Source organism: Oleiphilus sp. HI0079 (assembly GCF_001635105.1).
On record NZ_LWFT01000232.1, the window covers coordinates 1 to 664 of the forward strand.

General features: G+C 43.4%; 1 pseudogene. It reads right to left on the reverse strand.

Annotated features, from left to right (window positions below):
* A pseudogene (locus tag A3750_RS26735) lies at nucleotides 1-413 on the reverse strand (ATP-dependent RNA helicase HrpA); the annotation flags it as partial.
* Nucleotides 414-664 lie beyond the last annotated feature (251 nt).

The window sequence follows — 664 nt, forward strand, 5'->3', positions numbered from 1 at the left end:
GCAACAGTCCGTGCAGCAAGCCGCCTTGGTTGAGTGTGTCCGATCAAACCTTTATCCGATAAGCCAAGTTCCAAGCATACCTTTGGGATTTGTGTCGTCTTACCAGAACCTGTCTCGCCCGCAATAACAACAACCTGATGCTTTCTTAATATCGCGCGTATTTCATCCACCTGCTGAGACACAGGAAGGTTATCGGGATAATGTATTCGGACGCCTCTATCTTGGCGCCTCTCTACTAAAGCGCATGAATCTCTGAAGCTTTTTTCTATCTGAGTGCAGAGCTTAGCGAGTTCATCCCCCTCGAGACCGTCTACGCGTGCAATCTTTCTGCGCAAGTGGTGCTGATCTCGGAACATGCACAAACTTAAATCAAGGGCTTTAATTGTACTGATTGTATGTTTTTCAGAAGACACAAAAATTCTTAAATCTTATTAGATACAGTTGCTTACACGATGTTTATTGAATCGCATTGATTGTGGCCTATTCTAAGTGAATACGACTTAACTTGAACGGAAATAAANATGCGGGTGATTGAGAACATTACTTACGACGAACTTCACGTCGGAGATTATGCCACATTTACAAAAACATTAACGGAAGATGAGCTCGTTTTGTTTGCAGCTGCATCTGGCGATGTCAATCCAGTATCGCTTGACGCAGAATA